Source organism: Embleya sp. NPDC059213 (assembly GCF_042754445.1).
In the GTDB taxonomy this organism is placed as follows: Bacteria; Actinomycetota; Actinomycetes; order Streptomycetales; family Streptomycetaceae; genus Embleya.
The window spans coordinates 16,995-43,697 of sequence record NZ_JBHZAV010000026.1; the positions used below are offsets into that span (position 1 = coordinate 16,995).

The 26,703-nt window shown below is 71.8% G+C and carries 27 protein-coding genes; 17 read left to right on the forward strand and 10 right to left on the reverse strand.

Annotated elements, in window-relative coordinates; translation table 11 throughout:
* Positions 1 to 113: 113 nt before the first annotated feature.
* Together ACFXMF_RS13050 and ACFXMF_RS13055 are read left to right on the forward strand one after the other, a co-directional pair.
* Positions 114 to 635: a protease gene (locus tag ACFXMF_RS13050; RefSeq protein WP_379990799.1), complete on the forward strand. Its 522-nt coding sequence runs from the start codon at positions 114 to 116 to the stop codon at positions 633 to 635.
* Between the two features lie 240 nt (positions 636 to 875).
* On the forward strand, positions 876 to 2,432 hold the full coding sequence (locus ACFXMF_RS13055) for an ATP-binding protein (RefSeq protein WP_379990800.1): 1,557 nt from the start codon (positions 876 to 878) through the stop codon (positions 2,430 to 2,432).
* Here the strand turns inward: ACFXMF_RS13055 and ACFXMF_RS13060 are convergent.
* From ACFXMF_RS13060 to ACFXMF_RS13075, 4 genes are all read right to left on the reverse strand, one after another.
* Positions 2,415 to 4,607: a xanthine dehydrogenase family protein molybdopterin-binding subunit gene (locus ACFXMF_RS13060; RefSeq protein ID WP_379990801.1), complete on the reverse strand. Its 2,193-nt coding sequence runs from the start codon at positions 4,605 to 4,607 to the stop codon at positions 2,415 to 2,417. The two genes, ACFXMF_RS13055 and ACFXMF_RS13060, sit on opposite strands and share 18 nt — an antisense overlap.
* Positions 4,604 to 5,626: an FAD binding domain-containing protein gene (locus tag ACFXMF_RS13065; protein WP_379990802.1), complete on the reverse strand. Its 1,023-nt coding sequence runs from the start codon at positions 5,624 to 5,626 to the stop codon at positions 4,604 to 4,606. Before ACFXMF_RS13065 ends, ACFXMF_RS13060 begins: the two co-directional genes overlap by 4 nt.
* 6 nt (positions 5,627 to 5,632) lie before the next feature.
* Positions 5,633 to 6,118 (reverse strand): (2Fe-2S)-binding protein, encoded by a 486-nt coding sequence (locus ACFXMF_RS13070; protein ID WP_360324105.1) that lies wholly within the window; start codon positions 6,116 to 6,118, stop codon positions 5,633 to 5,635.
* A 211-nt stretch (positions 6,119 to 6,329) separates the two neighbouring features.
* The gene (locus tag ACFXMF_RS13075; protein WP_360324103.1) at positions 6,330 to 7,385 is read right to left on the reverse strand and encodes a 2-oxoglutarate and iron-dependent oxygenase domain-containing protein; all 1,056 of its coding nucleotides are present in this window, start codon (positions 7,383 to 7,385) and stop codon (positions 6,330 to 6,332) included.
* A 314-nt stretch (positions 7,386 to 7,699) separates the two neighbouring features.
* Here ACFXMF_RS13075 and ACFXMF_RS13080 point away from each other — a divergent pair, with 314 nt between their 5' ends.
* The 5 genes from ACFXMF_RS13080 to ACFXMF_RS13100 all read left to right on the forward strand — a co-directional run bounded on the left by ACFXMF_RS13080 (position 7,700) and on the right by ACFXMF_RS13100 (position 12,344).
* Positions 7,700 to 7,780 (forward strand): putative leader peptide, encoded by an 81-nt coding sequence (locus ACFXMF_RS13080; RefSeq protein ID WP_360324125.1) that lies wholly within the window; start codon positions 7,700 to 7,702, stop codon positions 7,778 to 7,780.
* 296 nt (positions 7,781 to 8,076) lie between these two features.
* Entirely contained in the window at positions 8,077 to 9,426 is a 1,350-nt protein-coding gene (locus tag ACFXMF_RS13085) for a bifunctional o-acetylhomoserine/o-acetylserine sulfhydrylase (RefSeq protein ID WP_360324101.1), read from the forward strand.
* Between the two features lie 33 nt (positions 9,427 to 9,459).
* On the forward strand, positions 9,460 to 10,662 hold the full coding sequence (locus tag ACFXMF_RS13090; protein ID WP_360324099.1) for a homoserine O-acetyltransferase: 1,203 nt from the start codon (positions 9,460 to 9,462) through the stop codon (positions 10,660 to 10,662).
* Positions 10,663 to 10,776: 114 nt separating this feature from the next.
* The gene (locus tag ACFXMF_RS13095; protein WP_360324097.1) at positions 10,777 to 11,340 is read left to right on the forward strand and encodes a rhodanese-like domain-containing protein; all 564 of its coding nucleotides are present in this window, start codon (positions 10,777 to 10,779) and stop codon (positions 11,338 to 11,340) included.
* A 191-nt stretch (positions 11,341 to 11,531) separates the two neighbouring features.
* On the forward strand, positions 11,532 to 12,344 hold the full coding sequence (locus ACFXMF_RS13100) for a polysaccharide deacetylase family protein (protein ID WP_360324095.1): 813 nt from the start codon (positions 11,532 to 11,534) through the stop codon (positions 12,342 to 12,344).
* 18 nt (positions 12,345 to 12,362) lie between these two features.
* Here the strand turns inward: ACFXMF_RS13100 and ACFXMF_RS13105 are convergent, their stop codons facing one another.
* A complete protein-coding gene (locus tag ACFXMF_RS13105; RefSeq protein WP_379988640.1) occupies positions 12,363 to 12,893 on the reverse strand; it encodes a pyridoxamine 5'-phosphate oxidase family protein in 531 nt (176 codons plus the stop codon).
* A 99-nt stretch (positions 12,894 to 12,992) separates the two neighbouring features.
* Here ACFXMF_RS13105 and ACFXMF_RS13110 point away from each other — a divergent pair, with 99 nt between their 5' ends.
* From ACFXMF_RS13110 to ACFXMF_RS13125, 4 genes are all read left to right on the forward strand, one after another.
* A complete protein-coding gene (locus ACFXMF_RS13110) occupies positions 12,993 to 13,592 on the forward strand; it encodes a TetR/AcrR family transcriptional regulator (RefSeq protein ID WP_360324091.1) in 600 nt (199 codons plus the stop codon).
* Positions 13,593 to 13,745: 153 nt separating this feature from the next.
* Positions 13,746 to 14,276 carry a SigE family RNA polymerase sigma factor gene (locus tag ACFXMF_RS13115; protein ID WP_360324089.1) on the forward strand — a complete coding sequence of 177 codons (531 nt, stop codon included), beginning with the start codon at positions 13,746 to 13,748 and terminating at the stop codon, positions 14,274 to 14,276.
* Positions 14,263 to 15,051 carry a hypothetical protein gene (locus ACFXMF_RS13120; RefSeq protein ID WP_360324087.1) on the forward strand — a complete coding sequence of 263 codons (789 nt, stop codon included), beginning with the start codon at positions 14,263 to 14,265 and terminating at the stop codon, positions 15,049 to 15,051. The genes ACFXMF_RS13115 and ACFXMF_RS13120 overlap by 14 nt, the downstream gene beginning before the upstream one ends.
* A gap of 59 nt (positions 15,052 to 15,110) precedes the next feature.
* Positions 15,111 to 15,881: a hypothetical protein gene (locus ACFXMF_RS13125; RefSeq protein WP_360324085.1), complete on the forward strand. Its 771-nt coding sequence runs from the start codon at positions 15,111 to 15,113 to the stop codon at positions 15,879 to 15,881.
* A 97-nt stretch (positions 15,882 to 15,978) separates the two neighbouring features.
* On the opposite strand, the gene ACFXMF_RS13130 is transcribed toward ACFXMF_RS13125, so the two are convergent.
* Together ACFXMF_RS13130 and ACFXMF_RS13135 are read right to left on the reverse strand one after the other, a co-directional pair.
* Positions 15,979 to 16,854, reverse strand: coding sequence for an alpha/beta hydrolase (locus ACFXMF_RS13130; RefSeq protein WP_360324083.1), 876 nt, complete (start codon positions 16,852 to 16,854; stop codon positions 15,979 to 15,981).
* Positions 16,851 to 17,474 (reverse strand): TIGR03086 family metal-binding protein, encoded by a 624-nt coding sequence (locus tag ACFXMF_RS13135; protein ID WP_360324081.1) that lies wholly within the window; start codon positions 17,472 to 17,474, stop codon positions 16,851 to 16,853. The genes ACFXMF_RS13130 and ACFXMF_RS13135 overlap by 4 nt, the downstream gene beginning before the upstream one ends.
* A gap of 220 nt (positions 17,475 to 17,694) precedes the next feature.
* Here ACFXMF_RS13135 and ACFXMF_RS13140 point away from each other — a divergent pair, with 220 nt between their 5' ends.
* From ACFXMF_RS13140 to ACFXMF_RS13155, 4 genes are all read left to right on the forward strand, one after another.
* Positions 17,695 to 18,348, forward strand: a complete 654-nt coding sequence (locus tag ACFXMF_RS13140) for a TetR/AcrR family transcriptional regulator (protein ID WP_360324079.1) — start codon at positions 17,695 to 17,697, stop codon at positions 18,346 to 18,348.
* 205 nt (positions 18,349 to 18,553) lie between these two features.
* Complete coding sequence (locus ACFXMF_RS13145) at positions 18,554 to 19,135, forward strand: TetR/AcrR family transcriptional regulator (protein ID WP_360320643.1); 582 nt, start codon at positions 18,554 to 18,556, stop codon at positions 19,133 to 19,135.
* 136 nt (positions 19,136 to 19,271) lie between these two features.
* Entirely contained in the window at positions 19,272 to 20,498 is a 1,227-nt protein-coding gene (locus tag ACFXMF_RS13150) for a Cmx/CmrA family chloramphenicol efflux MFS transporter (protein ID WP_379988639.1), read from the forward strand.
* Positions 20,499 to 20,639: 141 nt separating this feature from the next.
* Positions 20,640 to 22,223, forward strand: coding sequence for an APC family permease (locus ACFXMF_RS13155; protein WP_360320648.1), 1,584 nt, complete (start codon positions 20,640 to 20,642; stop codon positions 22,221 to 22,223).
* Between the two features lie 86 nt (positions 22,224 to 22,309).
* Here the strand turns inward: ACFXMF_RS13155 and ACFXMF_RS13160 are convergent, their stop codons facing one another.
* Complete coding sequence (locus ACFXMF_RS13160; RefSeq protein ID WP_360320651.1) at positions 22,310 to 22,684, reverse strand: RNA-binding S4 domain-containing protein; 375 nt, start codon at positions 22,682 to 22,684, stop codon at positions 22,310 to 22,312.
* 647 nt (positions 22,685 to 23,331) lie between these two features.
* On the opposite strand from ACFXMF_RS13160, the gene ACFXMF_RS13165 reads away from it, so the two are divergent.
* Complete coding sequence (locus tag ACFXMF_RS13165; protein WP_379988643.1) at positions 23,332 to 24,459, forward strand: serine hydrolase domain-containing protein; 1,128 nt, start codon at positions 23,332 to 23,334, stop codon at positions 24,457 to 24,459.
* Positions 24,460 to 24,591: 132 nt separating this feature from the next.
* The gene (locus ACFXMF_RS13170) at positions 24,592 to 25,797 is read left to right on the forward strand and encodes a serine hydrolase domain-containing protein (protein WP_379988637.1); all 1,206 of its coding nucleotides are present in this window, start codon (positions 24,592 to 24,594) and stop codon (positions 25,795 to 25,797) included.
* An 11-nt stretch (positions 25,798 to 25,808) separates the two neighbouring features.
* On the opposite strand, the gene ACFXMF_RS13175 is transcribed toward ACFXMF_RS13170, so the two are convergent.
* Together ACFXMF_RS13175 and ACFXMF_RS13180 are read right to left on the reverse strand one after the other, a co-directional pair.
* Positions 25,809 to 26,039, reverse strand: coding sequence for a phosphopantetheine-binding protein (locus ACFXMF_RS13175; protein ID WP_360320660.1), 231 nt, complete (start codon positions 26,037 to 26,039; stop codon positions 25,809 to 25,811).
* Between the two features lie 7 nt (positions 26,040 to 26,046).
* The gene (locus tag ACFXMF_RS13180) at positions 26,047 to 26,679 is read right to left on the reverse strand and encodes an isochorismatase family protein (protein WP_360320663.1); all 633 of its coding nucleotides are present in this window, start codon (positions 26,677 to 26,679) and stop codon (positions 26,047 to 26,049) included.
* Between the last annotated feature and the right edge of the window lie 24 nt (positions 26,680 to 26,703).

Here is a 26,703-nt window from a genome sequence, read left to right on the forward strand (position 1 = left end):
ACCCGATTCCCGCCAAACCCGCGTATGCCGGCGGAATCGGCTTGGCGAGAATCCGCGCAAGAGTGTCACTATTGCCACTCGTTCGGCCCCGCCGGCGCTCCTAGCCTCGGTCCGTGACCAAGTTCCTTCTCGCCGTCCATGTGCTCGCCGCAATCATCGCGATCGGACCCGTCACGGTCGCCGCGAGCATGTTCCCGCCCGCCGCCAGGCACGCGCTCGCGGATCCGCACGACCAACGCGCCCACGCGATCGTGCACAACCTGCACCGGATCTGCCGGATCTACGCCGTCTTCGGCGTCGTGGTGCCGGTCTTCGGCCTGGGCGTCGCGCTGAACATGGACGTGCTCGGCGACACCTGGCTGATCGTCTCGATCGTGCTGACCGGGCTCGCCGCGGCGCTCCTGGCCCTGGTCGTACTGCCCCGCCAGGACGCGCTGCTCGCCGCCGTGGGCACGGCCGAGGCCGCGCCCGCACCGATAGCCGCCACGTCCGCGGTCGACGCGGCGCCCGCCCCGCCCTCGGCCGCACACCGCGCCACGGCGCGACTGGCCATGTCCACCGGCGTCTTCAACCTGCTCTGGGCCACCGTGACGGTGCTGATGATCGTCCGTCCGGGCTCCACCACCGGCGCCTGATCGCCGATCCGGCCCCGCACGACCGGCGTGTGATCCACCGCCCCGATCGGGTGCAAGAATCCGCGATCCGGGCAGGTATCGGTCCTCGTACGATGTCCGGGCTCACGGCCGGCGCGGCTGCGGGTTCGTGACGATGGGGACGGTGTGGTGGAGCAAGCGATCGAAGCCGATCCGCGATCGGGGTGGTCGACGCGCGACCTCGTGCGTCGGCGGACGTGGGACACCCGACGGTGGTTGCTCGTGGGCGTGGCCACGACGCTGGTCGTACTGACCCTGCTCATGCTGCTGGGTACCTGGGTACTCACCCGCTCGACCTCGGTCAACGGGCGCCTGGTCGACCACAGTTCACCCGCGCTGATCGCCGCGGTGCGCCTGGAGACCGCGTACGCCGACCAGGACGCCGCCATCCGGGAGCAGATCCTGTCCGGCAACGCAGCGCTCCGGACGGGGTATTCGGCCGGCCACGAGACCGAGCGCGAACAGGTCGCCGTACTCCACGAGTTGTTGCGCGACGACGACGCCGGGACCGCCCGGCTGCGGGTGGTGCTGGAGCGCGCCCGGGCCTGGGAGGCCCGGGTGGTGCGCCCGGCCCTGAACGTCGAGCCCGGGACACCGCCGCCGGCGGAGGTCCGCGCGGCCGTCACGGACCCCTCCCCCTATGCGGCGCTACGCGCGGCGACCCGCGACCAGGTGGACCGCCTCCGGCACGAACGCGACGCCGCCCGGGCGGGCCTCCAGGACGTCCGCGCGTTGCGAACGTGGGTGTTCGGCGCGATCGCGCTGGTGATCCTGGCGGGCGCGATCATGGTGTTCGCGGGCCTGCGCCGCGGCGTCACGCTGCCGGTGAGCCGACTGGTGGCCGATGCGAACGTGGTGGCCCGAGGCGACTTCGGGCATGCGATCGCCCCCACCGGACCGGCCGATCTGCGGGCGCTGGCCGACGCGATGGAGGCGATGCGACACCGGCTCGCCGACGAGTTGGCCTTCTCCGACGACGCCCGACGGCGCCTGGACGAGCAGGCCGACGAGTTGCGCCGCTCGAACTCCGACCTGGAACAGTTCGCCTACGTCGCCTCGCACGACCTCCAGGAGCCGCTGCGCAAGGTGGCCAGTTTCTGCCGGCTCCTGGAGAAGCGGTACCAGGGCCACTTGGACGAACGCGCCGACCGCTACATCGCCTTCGCGGTGGACGGCGCGGTCCGGATGCAGGCCCTGATCGACGACCTGCTCACCTTCTCCCGGGTCGGCCGCGGACCGGTGGAGGAGACCCCCGTGGACCTGAACGCCGTGTACGAGACGGTGGTCGGCGATCTGGACATCGCGATCCGCGAGGCCGGCGCCGAGGTCGCCCACACCTCGCTGCCCACCGTGCGCGGCGACCGCACCCAGTTGTCGGTGGTCCTACAGAACCTGATCGCCAACGCGGTGAAGTTCCGCAGGCCGGACCGGCCGGTGCGGGTCGTGGTCGACGCGGAGCAGCACGAGGGGATGTGGCGGATCTCGGTGACCGACGACGGCATCGGCATCGATCCGGCCCAGGCGGAGCGGATCTTCGTGATCTTCCAGCGGCTGCACACCCGCGACGCGTATCCGGGCAGCGGCATGGGTCTGGCCATGTGCAAGAAGATCGTCGAGTTCCACGGCGGCACGATCGCGCTGGATCCCGAGCACACCACCGGCACCCGGATCACCTTCACCCTGCCGGTCGCGACACCGGACGGCACGACCGCGGCCGAGGAGCGGACGCCGACCGGGCAGCCCGCTCCGTCCGACACCGCCCTAAGGGCCGACGGCTGAGCCGGTCACCACCCGATCCGGTGTGATCGGCAGCGTACGCACCCGCACCCCGGTCGCGTGGAAGACCGCGTTGGCGATCGCCGCCGCCGCGCCGACCACGCCGATCTCACCCGCGCCGCGGGCGCCGAGGTCGCTGATGTGCGGGTCCGGATCGCCGACGAAAAGCACGTCCATCGAGCCGATGTCGGCGTTGACCGGCAGGTGGTAGCCCGCCAGATGCGGCTCGACCACGTGCCCGCGAAGCGGGTCGAGCACGGTCGCCTCCATCAGCGCCTGGGCCAGGCCGAAGGTCATCCCGCCGAGCAGTTGGCTGCGCGCGGTACGCGGGTTGATCACCCGGCCGATGTCGAACGCGCCGACCATCCGCCGCACCCGGACCGTACCGGTGAGCGCGTCCACCGCGACCTCGGCGAACTGCGCGCCGAAGGAATGCACCGCGTACCGCGAGTTGGCATCGGGTCGGTGATGGCCGACCCCCGACACGGACGGCTCGCCGATCCGGGCCAGTTCGGCGACGAACGTCTGCGGGCCGAACTCGATCGTGCCGATCTCCCGGCGGTACAGCGGCGATTCGGGGTCGGCGACGGCCGTCGCGAGCAGGTCGTCGCGGACCGCCTCGCACGCGCGCCGGATCGCCGGGCCCACGTAGGCGACGGTCTGCGAGCCGATCGAGGGCGGCGCGTCCGGCAGTTCGCTGTCGCCGAGCCGGACGATGATCCGTTCCGGCGGCAGACCGAGCACGTCCGCGGCGATCTGGCCGAGCACGGTGTACGTCCCGGTGCCGATGTCGTGCGACGCGACGCCGATCACGGCCGTGCCGTCGACCCGCAGTTCGGCGTACGCCGAGGCCGGGCCGGGGTCCATCTCGTGGGTCGCGGACGCCATTCCGCTGCCGATCAGCAGGTCGCCCTCGCGACGGGTACCGGGGGCGCGGTCGCCCGGATCCCAGCCGAACCGCTCGGCGCCCGCGCGGTAGCACTCCCGCAGGTGTTTGCCCGACCACGGCAGCCCCGACGACGGGTCGGTGTCCGCGTGGTTGCGCAGCCGCAACTCGACCGGATCCAGGTGCAGTTCGTGGGCCAGCTCGTCGAGGGCCGACTCCAGCGCGAAGGATCCCGGAGCCCGGCCCGGAGCCCGCTGGAAGGTCGGCGCCTGCATGTCCACTCGCGCGATCCGCTGACGGATGCTCACATTCGGGCAGGCGTACAGGATCGAGGTCGATCCACCGGTCGACTCGACCACGTTCTCCCCGAACGAGCAGGCCGACGTGCCGTCGTGCCCGATCGCGGTCAGCCGACCGTCGCGATGCGCGCCGAGCACGATGCGCTGCCGCGTCGCCGGCCGAGTGCCGCACGAGGTGAACATCTGCGGCCGGGTGAGCGCGAGCCGCACCGGCCGACGAACCAGGCGCGCCGCGGCGGCGGCCAGCAGCACGTGCGGCCAGACCGTGCCCTTGCTGCCGAAGCCCCCGCCGACGAAGCCGGACAACACCCGCACCTGCGCCGTCGGCACCCCGAACGCGGTCGCCAACGCGTCCCGCACCCCGTTCACGTACTGCGTCGAGTCGTACACCGTGAGCCGGTCGCCCACCCAGTGCGCGGTCGTGGTGCACGGCTCCATCGGGTTCATGTGTTGCGGCGGCGTCCGGTAGTACGCCTCCACCGTCACGTCGGCCACCGCGAGTCCGGTGGTGAGATCGCCCCGGACGATGTCCTCGCGGCCCGGCGGGGTCTGCGGGATGGCGTCCTCGATCCGGACCAGCGGCGGTTCCCGGTGGTAGTGGGTGCGGATGCGCTCGGCGCCGGCCACCGCCTGTTCGAGCGTCTCCGCCACGACCATCGCGATGTGTTGGCCGTGGTGGTGGATCACCGCGTCGGACAGCGGGGAGCGGCCGTCGCCCATCGGGCCGTTGTCGGCCGAGTAGTACGAGGCGACCCGACCCAGGCCCAACGACCCGTCGGAGGGGCAGACCGCGAGCACGCCGGGGGCGGTCTCGGCGGCGGCGATGTCCATCCCGGTGATCCGGCCCTTGGCGATCGTGCTCTGCACCAGCACCGCGTGCGCGAGATCGGGCAGTGCCACGTCGCCGGTGTAGATCGCGGTGCCGGTGACCTTGACCGGGCCGTCCATGCGGGGTTCGGCGGCGCCGATCCACGGGCCGGCGTTCGGGCTCATCGCTGCTCCCCTGCTGCGGTACCGAAGCCTTCGACGCCGCCTGGGCCCACCAGGGTGCCCAGGGCGCGGGCGACGACGCGGCGGATCAGTTCGACCTTGTGGCCGTTGTCCCGGCCCGGCACGGCGCCGTCCGTGGCGGCGTCCCCCGCCCGGGCGAACGCGGCGGTGCTCGGCGGCAGGCCGACCAGTGCCGCCTCGGCCGCGTACGCCCGCCACGGCGTGGTCGCCACGCCGCCGAGCGCGATCCGCGCGGCCCGTACCGTGCCCTCTCGCAGTTCCAGTGCGACCGCCGCCGAACACATCGCGAACGCGAACGAGGCCCGCTCGCGCACCTTGAGGTAGTGCGAGTTCGCGCCGAGCGCGGTCAGCGGGACCTCCACCGCGGTGATCAACTCGCCGTGGCCCAGCGTGGTCTCCCGCTCGGGGGTGTCCCCCGGTGGCAGGTGGAACGCCTCGATCGGCTCGACGCGGGGGCCGTTCGGCCCATCGATGAACACCCGTGCCGCCAGGGCCACCAGCGCGACCGCGAGGTCGGAGGGGTGGGTGGCGATGCACCGACTGCTCGTGCCGAGCACCGCGTGACCGCGGTGTTCGCCGTCCAGCGCGGCACACCCGGAGCCGGGGACACGCTTGTTGCACGGCATCGCGAGGTCGCGGAAGTAGCCGCACCGGGTGCGCTGCATCAGGTTCCCGCCGAGCGTGGCCAGGTTGCGCAACTGCGGGGAGGCGCCGGCCAGGAGGGCGCGGGAGAGTACCGGCAGGCGCTCGCGGACCACCGGATGCGCCGCGAGGTCGCTGTTGGGTACCAGGGCGCCGATCCGGAGTGTGTCCGCGGCCGCGTCCACCGCGATGTCCGCGAGCGGGAGTCGGCCGATGTCGACGAGGCGGGCCGGGGCGGCGACGCCGCACTTCATCAGGTCGACCAGGTTGGTGCCGCCGGCGATGTACATCGCGTCCGGGTCGAGTTCGGCCCAGGGTCGCTCGGGTTCGGCCGGACGGGTGTACGTGAAGGAGCGCATCGGGGCCTACCGTCCGGCCGCGGCGGCGATCGCCGCGACGATGTTGGGGTATGCGGCGCACCGACACAGGTTGCCGCTCATCCACTCGCGGATCTCGTCGTCGTCGCCCGCGTGCTCCTCGGCCAGGAGCGCGACGGCGGAGACGATCTGGCCCGGCGTACAGAACCCGCACTGGAACGCGTCGTGGTCGACGAACGCCTGTTGCACCGGGTGCAGGTCCCCTTCGGGGTCGCCGCCCAGGCCCTCGACGGTGGTCACCTCGCGGCCTTCGTACATGACGGCGAAGGTCAGGCACGAGGTGATCCGGCGGCCGTCGACGAGCACGGTGCAGGCGCCGCACTGGCCGAGGTCGCAGCCCTTCTTGGGGCCGGTCAGGTCGAGGTGGGCACGCAGCGCGTCCAAGAGGGTGACGCGGGGGTCGATGCGGAGCAGTCGGGCTTCGCCGTTGACGTGGAGTTCGACGACTACGAGTTCGTCTTCATCGGCGGTCATGGTCCCTCCCGGAGGCGTTCGGGCCGACGGCCCGGCCCGGGAGCTTCGCTGGTACCCCCGGGCGGTGGCCTCAAGCACGGAGGGGTGACGGGGTTGTCTCGGCCTCCGGCCCGGCCGGCCTCGAAGCCGGCCGGGCCTATTTCGGCCTCAAGCGCCGGCCGGGCCGGAATCATCCGCCCTCCGGCCGAGGTGGCCTCGAACGCCGGCCGGGCTACTCGGCCTCACCCGCCGCGACCCGGCCGGTCGCTTCCGGCGGGAGGTGGTCCGGCCACCAGCGGGCGACCACTCGTGGGTGGGAGCGCAGCCAGCCGGTCAGCGCGTTTTCGCCGTAGGTGGGGTGGAGGGGGTTGTCGGGGTCCTCGGTGATGCCGTCGGCGGCGGCGGCCAACTCGGGGGGCAGGGTGAGCGGTTCGACGACCGCGTCCAGGCGTGGACCGAGGAAGAAGGGCAGCGAGTAGCGGTCGACGCCGGGTGGTGGGGCGATCACCCGGTGCTGCGTGGCGCGCAGGTAGCCGCGCGTGGCGATCTCCAACATCTCGCCGATGTTGAACACGAACGCGTCCGGCAGCGGCGCGACGTCGATCCACGAACCGTCCCGAGCCCGGACCTGGAGGCCGCCCACGTCGTCCTGCTGCAGCAGCGCGAGGTAGCCGTAGTCCTTGTGCGCGCCCACGCCCTGGTCCACGTCGGCGCTCGGCCGTCCCGGGTAGTGCACGACCTTGACGTGCACCGCGGCCTCCGCGTCGAACCACTCGTCGAAGTAGCCGGGGTCCTGACCCAGCGCCGAAGCCAGCGCGCGCAACACCTCGCGACCGACCCGCAGCGCCTCGTCCTGCCACGCGAGCACCGTCTCGCGCAGCTCGGGCAGCGCGGCCGGCCACTGGTTGGGCCCGATCAGCCGCAGGTAGGCGGGGTCGTCCGGGCCGAGGGTGAGCGCCGCGCGCTCCGGGCCGATGTCGAGTTGCTCGCGCCAGTCCGGGCCGCCTCGGGTGTACTCGGTGCCGGTGCGGGTGTAGCCGCGAAACTGCGGCGAGTTGACGTTCTCGATCGCGAGCCGGTCCGCCTCGGGCAGCGCGAAGAAGCGCCGGGAGACCGCCAGGGCGCGGGCACGCAGCTCCCGGTCGACACCATGGCCGACCACCTGGAAGAAGCCGATCTCGCGTGCGGCGTGCCGCAGTTCGGCCAGGAAGTCGGCCCGGTTGGCGGTCGGGTCGCGGAATCGGGAGATGTCGATCACGGGGAGGGTGGGCGGTGCGCTGGTTGCCATGACTGGGTCCTCGGTACAGCCGGGGTCCGGGCACACCGGACCGACGAGCGTCTACGGGGTGGGCAGCCTGTGCTCATTCGGCGGCGGGAGGCCGCACGACGGCGGGGTTCAGCGACAGGTCTGGTCGAAATGGTCGGCTCGTCGACCCACCCAGAAGGGGTCGAGCAGCACGGAAGCGACCTGACGCGAAGTCATGGCGGTGATGAAAGCACGCGGAAGGCGCATCGGTCCAGCCGGCTTCCGGCCCGGCCTTTCCCATCCGCTTCGAACTACCCCGTGGCGCAATTCCGGTCTGGCCGCCTAGACTCGCGGCCATGCCCAGCCCCATGCTCGTCAGTCGCCGCCACGTGGATCTCGTGCGCGTGACCAGCATGGCGTGTCGAATGTGCCACTGAACCCGGGTGACCGCTTCGGTCTCCGAGGTTCGCGCGGTGTGTGAGTCCGGGTGCTGACCCGCCGACTCGATCAACCGCGCTTCGCGCGACGGCGACCGCGTCGACCACCCGTCGCCGATCGGGTCGTGGGCACCGTCACGCCCGCAGGGCGGCCGAGACCGCGGCGACCCGCGCCTTCGACCCCGTGGCCGTCCGTCGCGCGACCCTGCTCGTCGCCGCATCCGGGTGGCCTCTCCCGCCATCCGCCACAACCCGCTCGACCACGTCGACTCCCTTACCCCGCAAGGAGTTTCCCGATGACCCTCGAAGCAACCGACGCGCCGCCCACGATCGAGACCGGGCTTGCCGACGACCCCGCGGCGTGGTCCTTCGAGACCCGGCAGGTGCACGCCGGCACCTCGCCCGACCCGACCACCGGGGCCCGTGCGGTGCCGATCTACCAGACCACGTCGTTCGTCTTCAAGGACACCGCGCACGCCGCCGGGCTGTTCGACCTGTCCGAGGAAGGACACATCTACACCCGGATCCACAACCCCACGACCGACGCGCTGGAGCAGCGCGTGGCCGCGCTCGAAGGCGGCGTGGCGGCGGTGGCGACCGCGTCCGGGCAGGCCGCGACCACGCTGGCGGTGCTCAACCTCGCGGGCGCCGGCGACCACATCGTGTCCAGTTCGTCGTTGTACGGCGGCACGTACAACCTGTTCCACTGGACGCTGCCCAAGCTGGGTATCGAGGTCACCTTCGTCGACGATCCGGACGACCTCGACGCGTGGCGCGCGGCGATCCGGCCGGAGACCAGGCTGCTGTTCGCCGAGACGCTGGGCAACCCGCGCGGCAACGTCCTCGACGTGTCGGCGGTCGCCGATCTCGCGCACACGGCGGGCCTGCCGCTCGTGGTGGACAACACGGTGCCCACGCCGTACCTGCTGCGCCCGTTGGAGCACGGCGCGGACGTGGTGGTGCACTCGGCGACCAAGTTCCTCGGCGGACACGGCACCGCGATCGGCGGGATCGTGGTGGACGGCGGCACCTTCGACTTCGGCGCGTACCCGGACCGCTTCCCGGGCTTCACCGAGCCGGACGCGAGCTACAACGGTCTGCGCTACTGGCCGGACCTGGGCCCGGGCGCGTACGCCGCCAAGTTGCGGGTGCAGTTGTTGCGCGACGTGGGCGCCGCGATCGCGCCGCTGACCAGCTTCCTGCTGCTCCAGGGCCTGGAGACGTTGTCGCTGCGGATCGAGCGGCACGTGGCGAACGCGAGCGCGCTGGCCACGTGGTTGCAGGCTCGGGACGAGGTGGAGACCGTGCACTACGCGGGGCTGGCGAGCAGCCGGTGGTACGACGCGGGCAAGCGCTATCTGCCGCGCGGCGCGGGCGCGATCGTCGCGTTCGAGCTCAAGGGCGGGGTCGAGGCGGGCCGCCGCTTCGTGGACGGGCTGTCGCTGTTCAGCCACCTGGCCAACATCGGCGACGTGCGCAGCCTGGTGATCCACCCGGCCAGTACCACGCACGCGCAGCTCACCGACGCGGAACGGCTGGCCACCGGGGTCACCCCGGGCCTGGTCCGGCTCTCCGTCGGCATCGAGGGCTTGGCCGATCTGCGCGCCGACCTGGCGGCCGGCTTCCGCGCCGCGCAGGCGTCCTAGCGGGCAGCGGGAACCCGAACGGAGCAGGTCACCATGTCGCACGCCACGCCCACCGATCCCGCCGCCCCGGCGGGGCCGCGCTCGCTGACCCTGTCGCGGCCGCTGTGGACCGAGTCCGGGGAGCTGCTGCCCGAGGTCCACATCGGCTACGAGACGTGGGGTCGGCTCGCCCCGGACCGCGCCAACGCGGTCCTGGTCCTGCACGCGCTGACCGGCGACAGCCATGTCGCCGGTCCCGCCGGGCCGGGGTTTCCCACTCCGGGATGGTGGGACGGCCTGATCGGGCCGGGCCGCACGCTGGATACCGATCGGTACTTCGTGGTGGCCCCGAACGCGCTCGGTGGTTGCCGGGGCACGACCGGCCCGGCATCTCCCGGGCCGGGCGGTCGGGCCTGGGGAAGTCGCTTTCCCCGGTTGACCGTTCGCGATCAGGTGGCGGCGGAGGTGGCCACCGCGGAGCTGCTCGGGATCGAGCGCTGGGCGGCGGTGGTGGGCGGGTCGATGGGTGGCATGCGGGCGGTGGAGTGGGCGGTGACGCACCCGGACCGGGTCGGCGCGCTGTTCCTGATCGCCACCACCGCGGCGGCGAGTGCGGAGCAGATCGCCTGGTGCTCGACCCAGGTGCACGCGATCCGGGCGGATCCGGGCTGGGCCGGTGGCGACTACCACGACCGGCCGGCCGAGTCCGGGCCCTGGCGCGGGCTCGGTCTGGCCCGGCGGATCGCGCATGTCACGTATCGCAGCGAAGCCGAACTGGCCACCCGCTTCGGCCGGACCCGCCAACCCGACGAGGACCCGCCCGGGCGGTACGCGGTGGAGTCCTACCTCGACCACCACGCCGCCAAGCTGACCGCGCGCTTCGACGCGGGCAGCTACGTGAGCCTCACCGAGGCGATGAACAGCCACGACGTGGGCCGGGATCGCGGCGGCGTGGCCGCGGCCCTGGCCCGGGTCACCGCACCGACCGTGGTCGCGGCCGTGGACAGCGACCGGCTGTACCCGCCGAGCCAGCAGCGCACCCTCGCCGAGGGCATACCGGGTGCGGGTCCGCTGCGCGTGGTCGAGTCGCCCCACGGCCACGACGGCTTCCTGATCGAACTGGATCAGGTGGCTCCGCTGCTCGCGGAGCTGCTGGCGCGAACCGCGCCCCCGGACCGGCAGGCGACCCCGGAGCAATCCCGATTTCCGGGCCGGACCCGGAACACCGAGCTCGATCCCTCCGTTGGCCGAAGGTAGTCACAACCGGTAGGTAGCCCTCCGCTCAGCCCGCCCGATGCCCGACCGCAGGATTCGCCCCGAACCGGTGCCTCCTGCTCCCGGCATCGGGCTCCGTCGAAAGGCCCGATCCCCATGACCGCCCTGGCCCCCGCGCAGGTCCGCGCCCGGCTGACCGAGTTCACCGTGCTCGACGTGCGCACCCCCGGCGAGTACGCGACCGGCCACATCCCCGGCGCGCACAACGTCCCGCTGGACCGGCTGCGCGAGGCGATACCGGTGCTCAAGCGGGTCGAAAACGCCGAGCTGCTGATCGTCTGCGCCTCCGGAGCCCGCTCGGAGCGCGCTCGCGCCGAACTGTCCGCCGCCGGTGTCCCGGCCACGCACCTGACCGGCGGCACCTCGGCCTGGGTCGCCGACGGTCATGCCCTGGACGGCCCGAACGATGCCCGCAACGTGTGGCCGATGGAGCGTCAGGTCCGGCTGGCCGCCGGCACCCTGGTCGTGCTCGGCCTGGCCGTCGGCCGGCGCGCGCCCAAGGTGCGCCTGTTGGCCGGCGCGATCGGCTCCGGTCTGATCTTCTCCGCCGTGACCGACACGTGCGGCATGGCGAGCGTGCTCGGCAGGCTCCCGTACAACCGTCCGGCCCCCGAAGCCCTCGACCTGGCCGGCACCCTCACCGCCCTCGACCGGGCCTGATCGCCCCCGCCCCGCGACTCGGCCGGGGCGAGACCGCCGCTGTGCCCACCGCGCGGCCGGTCGAATCGTCCGGGGATGGTCGACAACGCACAAAGTCGCCGCAAAATGGGTCCCGAGACGGAACCCCTTCGTTGGCTGCGGGCGTGTTCGAAAGTGTTTCCTCGCTTTCGAACCATGCTGGGAGTCAACCGGTGACTAGCCTCAACACCCGTCGTGGCCTGCGTAATCCGACCATTCTCGCGATCGCCGCCGTGCTCGCGGTGGGCACCGCGGCCTGCTCCTCGGACTCCGGCGACCGGGCGGCCGGGCCCGGCGGACGCGAGGGGGCCGCGGACGTCGGGCCGCCCCCGTCCGACGCACCGACGGCGGCCGATCCGCGGGTGTCGGTGCCGCCGCCGCTGGTGCCGGACACGCTGGTGCGCAGGACCGCGAGCGGCGGCCGTACCGTCGCGTTGACGTTCGACGACGGGCCGAGTCCGCAGTGGACCCCACAGGTGTTGGCGCTGTTGAAGGAGTATCGGGCGAAGGCCACCTTCTGCATGCTGGGCCCGAACGCGAAGGCCGATCCGAAGCTGGTCAAGGAGGTCGTCGCGGACGGCAACCGGCTGTGCGACCACTCGGTCACCCACGACGAGCGCATCGCCGAGCGCCCGCTGTCCCGGATCGACTACGAGATCACCACCGCGCACGACCAGATCGTCGCGGCGGCCGGCCCCGGGACCAGGGTGGACTGGTTCCGCGCACCCGGCGGCGACTGGTCCCCGCAGGTGCGCGCGATGGCGGCCGGGCGCGGCATGCGCTCGCTGGACTGGTCCGACGACACGCGCGACTGGCAACGTCCCGGCGCGGACAAGATCCTGGCCACCGCCGAGAAGGAGCTCAAGCCCGGCGGGATCATCCTGATGCACGACGCGGGCGGCGACCGCGGGCAGACCCTGGCCGCACTCAAGCAGTTGTTGCCGTGGCTGGTCCGGCAGGGCTACACCTTCGACTTCCCGGCCTGAGCACGGTCGGGCACCCGGCTACGGCACCTGCGCCACCGCCGCGACCAGCCCATACGGATCGGGATGGATGCCGGCGGTGAAGTCGACCAGTTCCACTCGGTGCGGTACCAGGCGCACGAGCGCGAAGTCGCCGCCGGTGGGCCCGGCCGGGAAGAACGGCCGCAGCGTCTCGTCCCAATGGGTCACCAACTCCGGTCCGGTACAGACGAGTTCGGCTCGGGCATAAAACGTCGCATAGGCCACCGCCGCACGGTCCTCGACCGAGTAGCACACCTGCGGCCGGGCGATCAGGTCGACCGCCTTGCGCGAGCGCGGGCTCGTACCGATCCGGATCGTCGCGTCGTCCTCGACCGCGAGATGTTGCACCAGACGCACCCGCGGCGCGCCGGCCGCGTCGGTGCCGGCCAGGAACCCGAACGCATGCGAGCGCAGGATGCGCAACGCCGCGTCGACGAGGTTCGGCGAGCCGGTCGGTGAGGTCGGTGAGGTCGGTGAGGTCGGTGAGGTCGGTGAGGTCGGTGAGGTCGGTGAGGTCGGTGAGGTCGGCATGGTGCGTACCGCCAATCGTTCGCCGTATTGGTTGCTCCATACTAGAATCCTGATTCCAGAAAACGCCGGCCGCCGGCCGGTGTCAAGCGCGGAGGAATCGTGGGCCGCAAACCGAGGTTCACCGACGACGACTTCCTCGACGCGGTGCTGCGAGTCACCGCCCGCACCGGCGCCGGCGCCGTGACCGTCGCGGCGGTGGCCGCCGAGGCGGGTGCGCCGGTCGGGTCGGTGTATCACCGCTTCGCGTCGCGCGACCTGTTGCTCGCCCGCCTGTGGGTGCGCACCGTGCGACGCTTCCAACAGCCGTTCCTGACCGCGCTCGCCGACCCCGACCCGGATCGGGGGGCCGACCGCGCGGTTCGGGCCGTGTTCGCCTGGGTGCGTGAACATCCGGACGAGGCGGCGGTGTTGCTGCTGCATCGGCGCGAGGACCTGATCGCGCGGTGGCCCGAGGAGCTGGGCCCGGAGTCGACCACGCTCAACGAGGCCGTGGCGAGCGCGCTGCGGTCGTACACCCGCGCCCGCTGCGGCCGGGTCACCCCGGCCGCGCTGGAGCGGGTCGCCTTCGCGCTGGTGGACATCCCGTACGCGGCGATCCGGACTCACCTGGCGGCCGGCCGCACTCCGCCCGCGTCGATCGAGGGCATCGCCCTGACCGCGTCCCGAGCGGTGCTCGGATCCGGCTCCTCGGGCGGGTAGACCCGACCCCGGCCGGCCCCGCCCGGACCGCGTCGCCGAAGCCCACGCACCCCCGCGAGCCGTTCCCCGGTCGCGCGAATCCGGGCCGGAAAACTTCGGGAGACCAGGCAACCTTCCGGGTCGAGTCGGTGCTCTGTGAGTTCGGAGGTGCGAGTGAAAGCCGAAGAGGTCGCCGATTTTCGGGCGTTCGTCGAATCCCGCTGGAGCGGACTGGTACGAACCGCCTACCTGCTGAGCGGCGACCACGCCATCGCGGAGGACGTCGCCCAGACCGCCTTGACCAAGACGTACCTGAACTGGCGTCGCGTGCGCCGCGCGGACAGTCCGGACGCCTACGTGCGCCGCATCCTGGTGAACACCAACACGTCCCGCTTCCGCAAGCGGCGGGTCGCCGAGCACCTGCGGGCCGAACCACCGGAGCGGATCGGCGAGGACCCGTACGTCCGGGCGGACCAGCGGCAGATGTTGCGCACCGCGCTCGCCGATCTGCCCGCCCGGCAGCGCGCGATCATCGTGCTGCGCTACTGGGACGATCTACCCGAGGCGGAGGTGTCCCGGATCCTCGGCTGTTCACTCGGCGCGGTCAAGAGTCAGGCCGCCAGGGGCCTGGCCAAACTGCGTGTCCATCCGGGACTTGCCGGAATCCGCATCGGAAACGAGGAGTACGCAGATGACCGGGGCTGACCAGGAGCGATGGCTGCGGGACGAGTTGGCCGCCCGGGTCGAGGAGTTGCCGGCGAGCGTCGCACCGATCGACCGGATCGAGCAGCGCGGTCGACGCGCCCGGCGCCGACGTACCGCGTTGATCGCCGCCTCGGTCGTGGCGGTGGTCGCGGTCTCGGCGATGACCGCGGCATCCCTGTCCGGATCGCACACCCGGGCGACCGGCCCGGCACGCGAGGCGCCGGCCTCGTCCACGATTCCCCCGCACCCCGAAACCGTGACCGAGTCGCCCGACCGGAACGTCATCGCAACGGGCGAGTTCGGCGGGCATCGCTGGGCGCTGGCGCGCGCCCCCCGGGGCGACGCGCAGGCCGCGATCGACGCGCCCGGGTGCGACGTGGTCGAGGTGTTCCTGGACGGGCACCTGGACAATCGGGGCGGCCGGTGGTGCGAACCCGCCCAGAGGGTGTCCCCGGAATCGAGTCATGCCTGGAACATCGCCTCGATCGCCGTCGGCGACACCGCGCTGTACCGGCCGGGCGTCGGATCGCTGGGGACGATCACCTTCGGTCAGGTGTCGGCCAAGGTGGTCGCGGTGACCGCGAGGTTCGAGAACGACAAGGCGCCGATCACCGTGCGGACCGTCGACCGCGGCTTGGCGAACGGCACCAGGTCCTTCACCGTTCAGGTCCCCAGTGGCGCCGGTTACAGCGCGGGCGGCTCACTGCACTTCCTGGACGAGCGGGGCCGCGAGGTCGAGGCCGTCCTGGACATCGGACTCGGCGCGGCCAAGTAGCCCGGCCGACCCGCGTTGCGATCCACCACGAGCGTGCCGGCATGGCCAAGTCTGGTGTCATGCGACAAATCATCACTTTCGGCACGGATCGCCGTACCCGCGCCCTGTTCGCCCTCTCGTTCCTCGCCGCCGCCGCGCTCGGCGGGTCGGCCGCGCCGCGGGCCGCGGCCACCACCTCCGCCGCTCCCGCCGGGGCCCACTCGCCGACCACCTCCGAACGCGGCGCGGACATCACCCGTGCCGAGGTCCTGGAGCGCGCCGAGGACTGGTACGACCGCGACATCCAGTACGACCAGGGAGCCGAGGCCGCGGACCCGGAGGGGGCGCACGAGTACCGCACGGACTGTTCGGGCCTGGTCGCGATGGCCTGGCACCTGCCGAGTACCGACTTCAACACCGACTCGCTCGACCGGCGTTCGCTCACCGACCGGATCGAGCGGGACGAGTTGCTCCCGGGCGACGCGCTCGACGACACCGACGACGGCCACGTGGTGCTGTTCACCGGGTGGATCGGGCGCAGCGCCGGCACCTTCACCTACGTGCAATTGGCCAACTCGCGCTCCGACATGGTCAAGGGCACCGGCAGTTTCGCCGCTCCGCTGCTCGCGGGCCATCCGACCGCGAACTACTTCGCGCTGCGGTACCACCGGATCGTCGACGACGAGACACCCGCCGTGCCGCCGCCGGTGCGGAACGTGGAGCGATACCCGTGGCCCGGGCCGCGGCGGTCGGCCGGGCGGGTCGAGGCACCGCGATCCGCGCGGGTCGAGGCACCGCAGCCCGCGCGGGTCGGTGCGCCGGCGGAGCGGCGGGCGGGGTCCGCAGGGTGACGCCGCCGGATCCGCCGGGGTGAGGTGCCGTCGGGGGTGTCCCGTCGGGCGGCTGCGGTGTCCCGTCGGCTACCGCGGGCGTTCCGTCCGGCCGCTCTCAGACACACTCCGTCGCGCGTTCCCGCCGAGGTGCGTCGAGGAAGCGGAGCACCTCGGCGAGGACCGCAGCGTCGCCCAGTACCCGGCTGTGGCCCAGCCCTCGGGTGACGTACAGCCGGGCCTGGTCGGGGTAGGCCGCCGCGAGTCGATAGCCCTGGTCGGCCACCGCCATGGTGTCGTCCTCGTCGTGCACGACCAGGATCGGCACCCGCGCCGGGCCGGCTCCGTAGGGCGCGGAGAACCGCTGCCAGATGGCCGACTCCGGGGCCAGGAGCCGCGTGTCCGCCTGCTCCCGCAACCGTGCCTTGACCCTCGGGTCGAGGTCGAGTTCGGCGCTGAACCGGTCCAGCAGGTACTCCATGTCGCACACCCCCGCCACCGCGACCACCCGGTCGGCCCGCAGTCCCGAGCGCAGCGCCTGGAACGCACCGAGCACGCCGAAGGAATGCCCGAGCACCGCCCGGAAGTCGCCGTGTCTTTCCTGGAGTCGGAGAGCGATCTCGGCGTATTCGAGGACGGTGGTACTCGTGCCGCCGGAATCCCCGTGCCCCGGCGCGTCGAAGGCGATCGGGGTCAGCCCACGAGCCCGCAACTCCTCGACGAGCGGCGCGAATCGCGAGGCGCGCGACCACCAGCCGTGCAGCAGGAGCACCGGCTCGGCACCGTCGCCCCAGCGGTAGGTGACCACCCGCTTGCCGCCGACGTACATCGTTTCCGTGATCGCGAACATGTGCGCCGAATGCTCGCCGGGCCGCACCCGACCTCTGACGAACGGGCGCCGGAACAGCAGGTAGGCGAGGGCGCCGGCCGCTCGCGTGGACAGCGCACCGGTGGCCCGCAGGGCGATCCGCGCGGACGCCTCGACGGCACTCACGCCGACCGCCGGTGCGGCGTGCGCCCGAGCAGCGCCAGGAGGCGCTCCCCCGGTGTCGGGTCCACCGGCGGCTCGACCGCGCCGCCGAAGGCGATGCCGGGCCGGCCGAGCTCCCAAGGCTCGGCGAACGCCAGGGCACACAGCGCGAGTTCGGGGTCGATGTTGCCGGGCAGGCCGATCGTGCGGGCGACGTCCCAGGCGTGCACGAGGTTGTCCAGGAAGTGCATGGCGATCGCGACCGAGCCCGGGAAGGTACCGAACTCCCTTATGAACAAGTGCCGTTCCAGCACCTCGGGACCGGACAGCGCGGCCGTGACGCCCACCGCCGAGTCGGCGAAGTCGACCCACGGGTCGGCACCGAGCGAGGCGTCGCGCCAGACCCGAAGATCCGTGGCGCCGGCGGCCGCGGCGATGAAGCCGCGGTTCTCCGCGACCATGTGGCCGAGCAGATCACGCAGGTTCCATCCCTCGCACGGGGTGGGCAACTCCCACTGATCGGGCCGGACGAGCCGCGCCGCGTCCAGCGCGATCACGATCGCCCGGCGGTCCAGCGCCTGCGCGTCGAGCGCTCGGAGGTCGATGGCGGGGTCGGTGCCGGCGGGTGTTCGGGGGTCGGTCATCGGGCGCCTCCTCGGGCGAGGGCTGGTGGTGGCCGGTCGTGCGGTGGCGGACGGCCGGCCGGGTCGAAGCGTGCACTTCTTGGAAAACTGCACGACCGGTCGTACTATTTACCGAGGGCGAGAGCCTGTCAAGGCGACCGGGAGATAATCGACGGCGATCGGTCGAACGACCGTCCGGCGGATTCGCCGATCCGCCGAACCGCCGGAGGCAGGAGTGATCGTGAGCGCGTCCCCCACGGATGGGCGGGTCCGCAAGGGCGATCGCACCCGACTGGCGATCGTCCGCCGCGCCGCGGACATCGCGTCCGTCGAGGGCCTCGAAGGGCTGTCCATCGGCCGACTCGCGGGCGACCTGGAGATCAGCAAGAGCGGGGTGTTCGCACACTTCGGATCGAAGGAGGAACTGCAACTCGCCGCGATCGCCGCGGCCGTGGACGTCTACCTCGAACACGTGGTCACCCCCGCACGCGCCGAGCCCGCCGGGCTGATCCGGCTCTGGCGGTTGACCGAGCGCTGGATCGCCTACTCCCGCGACCGGGTGTTCCCCGGCGGCTGCTTCTTCTTCAACGCCTCGGCCGAGTTCGACGCCCGGCCGGGCCGGGTCCGGGACGCGATCGCGGGGGCCTGGCGGGGGTGGCGCGAGTTGCTGCTCGCCCAGATCGAGACCGCCAAGACGAACGGCGACGCGCCGGCCGACCTCGACGCGGCCCAACTGGTCTTCGAACTGATCGCGTTCCTGGAGACCGCCAACGGCATCAGCATGCTGCACGACGACACGAGCGCCTACCTCCGAGCCGGCACCGCGATCCGCACCCGCCTGCTCGCCGCGGCCACCGACCCGACCACCCTCGGCGCCAAGCTCACCGACGGCTAGCGCGCGCCGGGCGCCCGACCGGCCTGCGCGCCCGGGCGGCACGCACACCCGGCGCGCGGCACGGCGGAGACCCGAGGGGCGCGCGGTACGGCGGAGACCCGACGGGCGCGCGGCGGAGCCGAGACCCGGCGAGCCCGCGCAACGCCCCCCAGGCGCCGATCCGCCGTATTGGACCGACCATTACAAAACCTGTTAGCGTTCTCGCATGGCCCGACCCCGGAAGTTCGACGAAGACGAGGCGGTCCAGGCGGCGCTCGAAGCCTTCTGGGTCGCCGGCTACGAGGCCACCTCGACCCAGGACCTGTGCGACGCGACCGGGCTCGGCCGCAGCAGCATCTACAACACGTTCGTCAGCAAGCACGAGCTGTTCCTGCGGGCGCTGCGGAGCTACATCGAGCACATGACATCGCTTCAGGTCGCGAACCTGGAGAGCGATCGGCCCGTGCACGACAAGATCCGCGCACTGTTGTCCGTGATCGTGGCCGAGGAGAGCGACGAGACCGGCGACCGGCGCGGCTGCCTGGTCGTGAACACCGCGATCGAATTGGCCGGGCGCGATCCGGAGGTGGCCCTGCTGCTCAAGCGCGACTACGCGCGCCGGCATGCCGCGATCAAGGCCGCCATCGACAGCGGTCGCCTGGCCGGCGAGGTCGATCGGGACAAGGACGCCGGCGCACTCGCGCACGCCGTGATCGGCACGGTGTCGGGCATCCGCCTGGCCGCACGCAGCGGCGTGGACCGAGCCGGCCTGGAGGCGATCGCGAACACGACCCTGGGCGCGCTGTAGGCGGAGGGAAACACCCACCGGAAACACCCGCCCGCCCAGGCGACCCACTCCGCGCGCCGCCGGGAGCGACCACGCATGCGCTCGTTTTGAACTGATCATTCCAAAACACATCACCCACGACACTCGGGAGTCCCCCATGCCCCTTGCCGTCTACATCCTCGGACTGGGCATATTCGCCCAGGGCACCTCGGAGTTCATGCTCTCCGGGCTGCTGGAGACGATGGCCGCCGATCTCGGCGTGTCCATCCCCGACGCCGGGTTGCTGATCTCCGCCTTCGCCGTCGGCATGGTCGTCGGCGCGCCGCTGCTCGCGGTCGCCACGCTGCAATGGCCGCGCCGCACCGCGCTGGTCGCGTTCCAGGTCGTGTTCGTGCTCGGCCACGTGGTCGGCGCGCTGGCGCCCGGCTATTGGCTCGTGCTGGCCACCCGCTTCGTGAGCGCCGTCGCGTACGCGGGCTTCTGGGCGGTCGCCGCCGTCACCGCGCTGGGCCTGGTCGCCGTGAACGCGAAGGCCAAGGCGATGGCCGTGGTGGCGGGCGGACTGTCCCTGGCCACCGTGGTCGGCCTGCCGCTGGGCACGATGATCGGCAACTGGGCCGGTTGGCGTGCGGCGTTCTGGGCGGTCGCGGTACTGACGGCGCTCAGCACGGTGGCCGTGTACATGGTCCTGCCGGCCGGGCGCCCCACCCACGAGACGCCGCGTTCGGTACGCACCGAACTGCGCGCGATGCGGCGGCCACAGTTGTGGGTGGCCTACGCGACCACCGCGTTCAGCTTCGGCGCCGTGGTCGCGGTCTTCAGCTACCTGGGCACGATGCTGACCAACACCACGGGCATCGGCGAGGCGTGGGTGCCGCTGGCGTTGTCCTGGTACGGCGTGGGCGCGGTGGTCGGGATCACCGCGGGCGGCCGACTGGCCGACGAGCACCCGTTCGGCACGTTGTACGCGAGCATCGGCACGATCGTGGCCGTGTGCGTCCTGCTCGCGCTCACCGCCGAGAACCTCGCGGCCACCCTGGTCCTGGTCTTCCTGCTCGGGCTGGCCGGATTCGCCGCCAACCCGGCCGTCAACGCCCGGGTGTTCGCGATCGCCGCCGACGCGCCGACCCTGGCCGGGGCGACCAACACCGCGTCGTTCAACGTCGGCATCACCATCGGGCCGCTCCTGGGCGGCCGGGTGATCGCGGCCGGCTTCGACTACGCGGCGGTGGCCTGGGTCGGCGCCGGGCTGGGGCTGGCCGGACTGGCGGCCGCTCGACTGGACTCGCGGTTGCGCGCCCGCGGCCGCGGCCGGCTCGACCGGGCCGCGCCGCCGACCCTTTCGGCGCCGGAGCCGGTCGGGCTGTCCGGGCGGGGCGTCTGACAGAGCATCAGTTCCTTGATTTTCCCGGGCGCCGGGGCTGCCGGTCGGGTTACCGGCGGGTCTAATCTGATGACCTGCTTCCGATGGTCCTTTTCGGTCGAACGGGTGTAAAACCACCCGTCTAGGACAGGACGGTTCGCCATGGCCACCATCGACCCCGCAAGACCCTCCCCGTCCGAACCGCCGCTGCGTCGCGCAGCCGGCGAGAAGGGCCTCAAGACCGGCGCGCTGGGCCTTGCCTCCAGCGTCGTGATCGGGCTCGCCTCCACCGCACCGGCCTACAGCATCGCCGCGACGCTCGGCATCATCGTCGCGGGCGTGGGCCTGCAATCGCCGATCGTGATGGTGCTGGCCTTCATCCCGATGTTCCTGATCGCCTACGGCTACAAGGAACTCAACGAGGACACCCCGGACTGCGGCACCACGTTCACGTGGGGTTCGCGCACGTTCGGGCCGATGACCGGCTGGATGGGCGGCTGGGCCATCATCGTCGCGGACGTCATCGTGATGGCCAACCTCGCGCAGATCGCGGGACAGTACGGCTTCCAACTGATCGGCGCCCACGGCCTGGCCGAGGACACGTTCTGGACGACGTTCGCCGGGGTCGTCTGGATCATCCTGATGACCTGGATCTGCTACGTCGGGATCGAACTGTCGGCCAACCTCCAGAAGGTGCTGCTGACCATCGAGATCGTGGTGCTGATCGCCCTCGGTCTGACCGCGCTGTGGAAGGTCTACCTGGGCAACGCGCCGGACGGCTCGGTGCACATCGGCTGGTCCTGGTTCAACCCGTTCGAGATCGACTCGATCGACGCGCTGACCAAGGGCGTCCTGGCCGCGGTGTTCATCTACTGGGGCTGGGACACCGCCGTCTCGATCAACGAGGAGACCGCGGACACCCGGCACACCCCGGGTCGGGCCGCGGTCGTGTCGACCGTGCTCCTGCTGCTGATCTATCTGTTGATCAGCACCTCGGCCCTGTCCTTCGCGGGCGCCGGCGACACCGGCAACGGTCTGGCCAATCCGGACAACTCCGGGGACGTCCTGTCCAGTCTCGGATCGAGCGTGTTCGGCACCGAGGGGTTCGGCTGGTTCATGGCCAAGCTGCTCGTGTTCATGGTGCTCACGTCGTCGGCCGCCTCCACCCAGACCACGATCCTGCCGACCGCGCGCACCGCGCTGTCGATGGCCGCACACCGGGCCATCCCGCAGAACTTCGCCCGCGTGCACCACCGGAACCTGGTGCCGACCTGGTCCACGGTCGGGATGGGCATCGCGTCGGTGGTCTTCTACGTCGCGATCACCCGGGTCAGCACGAACGTGCTCACCGACTCGATCGGTTCGATCGGGCTGGCCATCGCGTTCTACTACGGCATCACCGGCTTCGCGTGCGTCTGGTTCCACCGGCGGGTGCTCACCCGCAGCCGACGCGACCTGGTCACCAAGGGCATCATGCCGGGCCTGGGCGGGGCGCTGCTGGCGTACTTCTTCGTCGACGCGTGCATCGTGTATTCGGACAAGGACTACGGCACGACCTACTGGACCCTGCCGTTCGCGCCGCACTGGCAGCTCGGCGGGGTATTCCTGACCGGGATCGGCGCACTGCTCCTGGGCGCGGTACTGATGCTCGGGTATCGGTTCGCGCAGCCGGCGTTCTTCCGCGGCGAGACCCTGCCGCGTGCGGTGGCGGAGCGGAACCCGGCGGGCGGTCCGGTCGAGCCCTGACGTCGGACCCCGACCCGGTGGGCCCGGCTCGACGGCCGGGCCCACCATCGCTCAGCGCTCATCGCTCGGCACTCATCGCTCAGCGCTCAGCGCTCACGGAACTGCTCCAACACCCGCCGCTCGCGCTTTGTCGGCCGGCCGGCACCACGATCGCGCCGGGCCACCGCGACCTCTTCGCGCGGTGGCGGCGGGGGGCTGTTGTCGATCAGACACTCGGCGGCCACCGGCGGGCCGACCCGCTTGCGGACGATGCGCTTGACCACGACGATCCGCTCGTGCCCGTCCTGACGCAGCCGCACCTCGTCGCCGACCTTGATCGCCTGCGCCGGCTTCACCTTGTCCCCGTTGACCCGCACGTGCCCGGCCTTGCACGCCGCCGCAGCCAACGACCGAGTCTTGGTCAACCGCACCGACCAGACCCAACTGTCGACCCGCACGGTCCCCTCGTCAGTCGCTCCCATCCCCCGACTCTAATACCGCCCCCACGAAGACCGACCCGATATCGCCGGCCACCGGGAACGTGGAGAGAACGCGACGACCCCGGAGGTCGACACGATCACGGCGACGGCCGCGCCGATCAGCTTGGTGCGCATTGATTCCGCCCGTTCGTGCGAGGTCATCGGCCTGCCCCGAGCCGGGGTACCCGGAGCGCTTTCCATCACTGCGCCCCGCTTGGTTCACGTGGGCGGACCGAAGGACGGTTGGGTGATGCCGTCGAGGATGTGGTCGGTGCAGGGCCATCGGTCGGGCCGTCGGACGAGGTGTCGGTGGCCGGAGTGGATCGGGCGCCCGGCGGCTCCGAAGAGTCGGAGATGGGCCCGCGACGTATGCGCGTGCAGGGCCGAGGTGCGTGACGGGTCCAATGCACCACCGCCCTGGTGTGGTTGGCCCCACCTGTTTGCACCGGGCTGCACGACCGGGTGTTCGGGTGTCCGCACGGTGGTTGGTCGACGGGGCTGCGCGGGACGGTGAGGCGGTGTTGCCGAATCGTCGAGGAGTCGTCGTGTCCCCACCCGTGGTCCATGTCCCTGGCAGCCCGTTTCTCCTGACCCGCCGTCGGTGTTGTGCGCTGGCCGTCGCGCTGACCGGCTCGGCGGTGGTGGTGGCGATGCCGGCCGCCGCTGCGGAGCGCGGGCCGGTCGGCCGCGAGCAATTGCGCCGCGAGGCACAGTGGTTGCTGGGCGAGGGCGGCTACGTGAACGCCGCGATCGTGACCCGCGATGGGCGCGAGTGTGCCGAGGGGTATGCCGGACCGGCCGATCTGCGCACCGGGCGACCCGTACCGCGTGCTGCGCAACTGCGGATCGGCAGCGCGACCAAGACGTTCGTGGCGACCGTCGTGCTGCAACTGGTCGCCGAAGGACGGTTGTCGCTCGCCGACTCGGTGGACAGGTGGTTGCCGGGAGTCGTCGCAGGCAATGGCAATGACGGGCGTCGGGTGACCGTGCGGAATCTGCTCCAGCACACCAGCGGTTTGCACAACTACTCGAATGAACTGCCGGATACCGCCGAGGGGTTCGAGCGGGACCGGCTGCGCAGCAGTACTCCGGCCGGGCTGGTCGCCGGGGCGATGCGCTTCGCGCCGAGCTTTCCGCCGGCCGACCCGGTGGACCCGACGCCGAACTGGGAGTACTCGAACACCAATTACGTCCTGGCCGGGATGATCGTCCGGCAGGCCACCGGGCGTTCCTGGGCCGAGGAGGTGCATCGCCGGGTGGTGCGCCCGCTCGGTCTGGTCGACACCTACGCCCCCGGCGACGATCCGACGCTGCGTGCGCCCTACACGCACTCCTATCACCGCTTCGCGGATCGGGACGCCTGGGTGGATACGACCATTCGCAACATGACCTGGGGCGATGCCGCCGGCGAGATGATCAGTACCCATGCCGACCTGGACCGCTTCTTCACCGCGCTGTTGCGGGGCCGGTTGTTGCCGCCCGCGCAACTCGCCCTGATGTGCGACACCGTGCCGATGCCGGCCGACTTCGAGCAGGTCATGCCGGGAGTGCGCTACGGGCTCGGACTGATGCGCCAACCGCTGCCCGGCGGCGGATTCCGCTGGGGACACGGCGGCGACATCGAGGGCAGCAAGATCCGGATGGGGGTCACCGAGGACGGCCGGCGCAGCGCCGTGATCGTGGTCAACGGCACCTACGCGGACGACGAACACGAGTTGCCCGCCGAGGTGTCCGTGCAGCGACTGACCGACCGGCTGCTCGCTCCCGGGGCCTCCTGAGCACGTCTGCACGTGTCCCGAGGTGATCGCCCGCCCGCACGCGCCCGGCGACCACCTCGGACTCGCTGCCGAGACCACACCACCACCGTCACCGGCCCACGCCGCCACCGCCAACCCGGAAAGGAACCCACGATGAACTTAGCCACCCGGCCATCCCGTTCGAGGCTCCGTGCCGCATGCCTCCTGACCGCCGCCGCCGTTCTCGTCGGAGCAACAACGGCCGCCGCAGCGCCGAACGACCCTTCCCACCGGCCCCCTTCCCACCTCCAACGCGACGCCGACGCCATCCACGCCGCCGGCGCCATCGGCGTCACCGTGCACTACTCCGCGCCGGCCACGATCCGCACCGCCCGCAGCGGCGAAGCCGAACTCGGCACCGGCCGGCCACCGCCCCGCAACGGCTACTACCGAATCGGCAGCACCACCAAGACCTTCGTGGCCACCGTCACCCTGCAACTGGTGGCCGAGGGCCGGCTGCGCCTGGACGAGCCGATCGAGCCCTGGCTGCCGGGGCTGGTGCGCGGCAACGGCAACGACGGCCGCCGCATCACCCTGCGGCAACTGCTCCAGCACACCAGCGGTATCCCGAACTACACCGCCCTCCCGGCCGCCGTCCCGGGGCTGTACTCCGCACGCGGCTACCGGGAGAACCGCTTCCGGCACTACCGGCCCGAAGAACTGGTCGCCGCCGCACTCACGTTGCCGAGCCGCTTCGAACCCGGCACCTCGTGGGCCTACTCCAACACCAACTACCTGCTCGTCGGCATGATCATCGAGCGTGCGACGGGCCGATCGTGGGGCACCGAGGTGCACGACCGGATCCTGCGCCCACTCGGCCTGCACGACACCAGGGTCCCGGGCGACGACCCCTACCTGCCCCGCCCGCACGCACAAGCCCAGCACACCTTCACCGGCGACGACCGGCCCACCGACACGACCGTGCTCAACCACACCGTGGCCGACGCGGCGGGCGCGATGTACGGCACGCCGAGCGACATCGACCGCTTCTTCACCGCGCTGCTCTCCGGTCGGCTGCTCGGCCCCGCCGAACTCGCCGAGATGCAGCGCGTACACCCGATTCCGGACGAGCCCGGGCGCGGCTACGGCCTGGGCCTGGAGAGCACCGAGCTGAGCTGCGGCGGGCGCTATTGGCAGCACGGCGGCGACGTTCTGGGCCTCTCCAGCGAGAACGGCGTCACGGCCGACGGTCGGCGCGCCGTCCTGGTGGTGAAGAACGGCGTCGACGAGAACGACGAGGCGGGCGGCGCCCGAGTGGACGCGGCGACCAGGACGCTGATCGACCACGCCCTGTGCGCGCCGGACTCGTCCCGACCGTGACCCCCTGCCGACTACGGCTTGGGCGAGAGCAGTTCGGCCCACCCCTCCAGGGTCGGCCGTTCCGCGAGGTCGGCGAAGTCCACCGCGACGCCGTGCTCCCGGGTCCAGCGTTCGACCAGGGCCATCACCCGCACCGAGTCGAGGCCGTAGTCGACCAGGTTCTCGTCGTCGGGGATGTCCACCGGATCCTCGCCGAGGATGTCGGCGACGTCGGTGCGAATCAGTTCGAGGTTCAGGGCCATGTCCGGTCTACTTCCCCGCGAACAGCGATTTGGTATCGGTGACCACCGCGCAGTTCGCGGCGGCCCATTGCAGTGCCATCCGGTGGTTGTCCGAGGTGAAGTCGGCCACCGCGTCGGCCACCACGAACGCCTGGATGTCCTGCATCCACGCGTCGCACGCCGTGGTCATCACGCCGATGTGCGCGTATACCCCGACGATCACCAGTTGATCGCGGCCGAGTTCGCGCATCCACTCGCGCAGCTCGGTGCGGACGAAGGCGCTGTACTTCCACTTGGTCAGCACGGTGTCGGCCGGGCCCGGTGCCACGGCCGGGGCGATGGCCGCCGCGTGCGGATCGTCGGGGAGCCCGGGGCCCCAGAAGTCCTGCTGCAGGCCGCGCTGTTCGGCGCTCTGGCCGCCGGGCTGCGCGGAGTGGACCACCGGCACGTCGAGCCGACCGCAGTCGTCCTTGAGTCGGGCGACGTTGGTCAACAACTCGGTGACCGGCGAGGCGTCCGGGGTGAACGCGGACAGGAAGTAGTTCTGCAGGTCGTGCACGAGCAGCACGGCACGCGCCGGGTCGACGACCCAGTCGACCCGGTTGGTCGGCAGCTCGGTCACATCCGGCATCGGATACGGAGCAATCTTCGGCAGTGCCATGACGGCCTTTCAAGGGGAGAGGGG